The 3,465-nt window shown below is 72.8% G+C and carries 1 protein-coding gene; it reads right to left on the bottom strand.

Annotation, left to right across the window (positions count from 1 at the left end; translation table 11 throughout):
- Positions 1-3,317: phage resistance protein (locus tag U9980_RS25385; RefSeq protein ID WP_322770236.1), on the bottom strand; the 3,317-nt coding region annotated here is incomplete at its 3' end.
- Positions 3,318-3,465: the final 148 nt, after the last annotated feature.

Below are 3,465 nucleotides of genomic sequence, written 5' to 3'. Positions count from 1 at the left end.
GTCCGCAGCCGGCCCCCGCTCCCCGCGTCGGCCGCGGCGGCCAGCCCGGTGCGCGGGTCGAGGCCGAGGTCGGCGGCGTGTGCCTCCAGGGCGCTGACCAGTTCCTGGCTCGCCGCCCAGCGGGGCTTCGCCTTCCCGACGATCTCCTCGGCGAAGGTGCGTAGCAGCCGGCCGCGCCGCAGCGGCGGGCGCGGCACCCCGAAGAGGTGCTGGGCGCGCTCGCAGGCATCTTCCCAGTCGGCCGGGGTGGGCAGCGGCTGCTCGCGCAGCGTCATGTCCCGGGTGATCGCGGTCAGCTCGGGCGGTGGCGCGAGTTGACCGCCGTACCGGTACCAGGCCCGGTCAGTCTGCTCGGCGAACGCGGCGACGACCAGATGCGCGACGTTGTCGTCCAGGCCGCGCGGCTTCGGCTCGTCGATCCAGCCCAGCAGGTCGCCGACCTGCAGCTCGCCCGGCCCCGAGCCGCCCGCGCCCGGCGGGCCGGACCCGTCAGCAGCCGTCTGGGCGGCACGGCGGGTGAAGTGGTCGACCCACTCGCGGCCCAGCTCGAAGCGGACCTCGTGCATCACGCCGAGCCCGAGCGCCGGTGCGATCCGCCGCATCGGGATCCGGTCGCCTCGGGTGACCTCCACCGAACCGCCGTCCGCCTCGGCCGCCTTCGTCACGTAGCCGAGGACGAGCTTCAGCTCGGCCGGCCTGACCGGCGCCCCGGTCAGGCCGGGGTCGAGGTCGGGGTGGCCGGGGAACTGGTCGACGAGCAGGTCGCCGAGCAGGCGCCGGACCGCGTCCCGGAACGACGCGCCGAGCGGCAGCGTCGGGTTCAGCCCCGGCCACAGCGCGCGCAGGTGGTCGCTGAAGCCGGCGTTGACGTCCTGCTCGTCTTTCGACATGAGCCCGTAGGCCGAGCGCAGCACGGTCCGGGTCTTGGTCAGCAGCGCGTCGTAGCGGCTCTTCAGCACGCCGCGGGCGCGCTGGCGGTCGTCGGCGTTCAGGTGCTGAGCGTGGCTGTCGAACCGGTGCCCGCCGCCGGCAAGCAGGTGGTCGAGCCGGACGAGCATCCCCAGGTCGGCCAGCCGTGCGGCGGTCAGGTCGGCGGGGATCCAGCAGACGGTACGGTGCTGGACGCCCGCGCTGCGCAGCCGCTCGACGCGCGCCCGGGCGTAGACCGGCCCGTCGCCGGTGTCGTCGAACGGGTAGTCGACGACGAGCCGCCAGGACTCCGAGTCGACCGGGGCGAGCTGGTCGTCGCGTAGCTCCGCGCCGCGGACCGAACCGAAGATGACCTCGCACGTGCGCTTGCTGCCCTTCCAGACGAGGTCGAGCCGGTCGCCGTAGGCGTCGCCGGTGACGTTGACGCCCAGCTCGTCGACGAGTAGCCGTTTCACCAGGGTGCGTCGATTACCGGCGCTGTCGTAGGCGACGGCCGAGTTGAGGATGCTGTCGACCTCGACGTCGACGAGCTCCAGGCCGACGCCCGGGTCGCCGCCATCCACCGGGATATACTTGATCTCGCCGAACTGGCCGGCCCAGCGTTCGACCTTCTTGCCGACGAGCCCCGCCTCGCCGCCCGGGATCGGGCTGGTGATGCTGCCGTGGTTGAGCGCCGACAGCCGCCGAGGTGTCAGGTTGCGCAGCGCCGGGACGCTCGGCGCGAGCGCGGAGAGCAGCAACGACTTGACCAGCCGGTCGTCCGCGGTGAACCGGCGGACCTTGGTCGCCAGCGCCGGGTCGGCGCCGGCGCCGGCGCCGGCGCCGGTGGCCTGCACGCGGCGGGCCTGGGCCAGCGTGTCCTCGTCGAGGCCTTCCGCGTCGAGCAGGTAGGGGCGCAGCTTGCGGGCGTAGAGCTTCTGCGCCGCGTCGAACTCGGCCTTCAGGACGTCGGTGAACGGGGTGTCGGCGCCGCGGGTGATGACGTCCCACAGGTCGCCGAGCGGCACGACCTGGCCGAGACGCAGGTCGTCGCGGTGGTCGACGAGCAGCTGGCGCATGAGTTTCAACGCTGTCCGGTTGCGCTGCAGGGCAGCGGAGACGTGGACGAGGGTGTCCATGAACGCCGGGCTGAACGGGTAGGAGAGCCGGAACGCGTCCCGGTCGGCGCCGAGTTGGGCGCTGCCGCCGAGCATCGTGTCCCACACCTCGGCGCGGACCTTCGCCGTCGTCTCGAACGCCCGCGCGATCGCCGCCTCGGCGCCGGCGTTCAGCGGCTTCAGCAGACGCCTGTTGGCGATGAGCGGGAGGTTGCGGTCCTCCAGCACGATCTTGTCGAACCGGCCGTCGGCGAGGGTGAGGACGTCGAGGAAGGACAGGCGCACGTCGCCGGCGACCTGTTCGCCGACCAGCTCCCGCAGGTCCCGCTGGCGGGCGATGAAGCTGACGACCGGGATCGGCCGGGCACCCAGCCCGCCCTCGACGAAGTTCGTGACCTTCTGGACCTCGCGGGAGACGAATGCCTGGTCGCCCATGTTGTTCGCGAGCCACAGGATCAGCTCGTCGAGGAACAGGATGACCGCGTCGTAGCCGAGATCCTTGGCGTGCCGGGCGATCTCGGTGAGGCCGGCGTCCAGGGAGACGAAGCCCTCGGCGTCCTCGCGCAGGTCGCGGAAGGTGTTCGCGAACCAGGTCGAGAGCAGGTCGGAGACCAGCCGGCGGCGGGCCTTGCCGGTCGGGGTGGCGCTCGGGGCGAGCGCCGCGTCCAGCTCGGCGGGCGTCCAGGAGGCGTCGTCGCCCCACTCGTCCTCCTCGCCGCCGCCCGAGCCGGCCCGGTTCAGCTCGGCGAGGAAGGTGGTGTCGCCGACCTTGGCCCGTACGCTGGCGGCCTCGTCCAGTAGCGCCTCGGCCCGGTGCACCGCCGGGATGGGGGCGCCGGGGTGCAGCCTGCGCAGGTGGTCGGCGTAGCCGCCGAGGACGCGCTGCTCGATCGACTTGGCACCCAGCAGGTGGAACGGGACGAGCAGGAACTTCTTGCCGGCCAGCTCCGCGTCATGCTTGCCGATGACGTCGGTCAGGCGGTCGTCGAGTGTGCGGGCGGTCGGCTCGCCGCGCAGCAGCGCGTGCAGCACCGCCATGAAGTGCGACTTGCCGGAACCGAACGAGCCGTGCAGGTAGACGCCCTTCGACGTCCCGGTGCTCACCGCCTGCGCGATCAGCCCGAGCGCCTCGTCGAAGTTCCCGACGAGCCGGTCGGTCACCACGTAGCTGTGCAGGGTCGCGGGGTCGGTGACGCCCTCGGTGAGCTTGAGGACGAAATCGCTGTCGGACGTCCGCAACGGGATGTCGATGACCTCGCGCAGCAGCGGCTGGGGCGACGGGCTGGTCATGCAACACCTCGGGTCCGGTCGTGCGTGTGCTGTGGCGCGGGCGGCCCGGCGGCCATCCGTGTCCGGATCGTACGTATCGGGTCGGTCACTTCGCGCCTCGCCGGCCGCGGGTGGCCCGCCGGGGGGCGCCAGCTGGTCAGGGCGTCGG

The sequence above is a fragment of the Protofrankia sp. Cr1 genome (assembly GCF_963555865.1).
In the GTDB taxonomy this organism is placed as follows: domain Bacteria; phylum Actinomycetota; class Actinomycetes; order Frankiales; family Frankiaceae; genus Protofrankia.
This window is presented reverse-complemented; position numbering and strand designations above follow the sequence as displayed.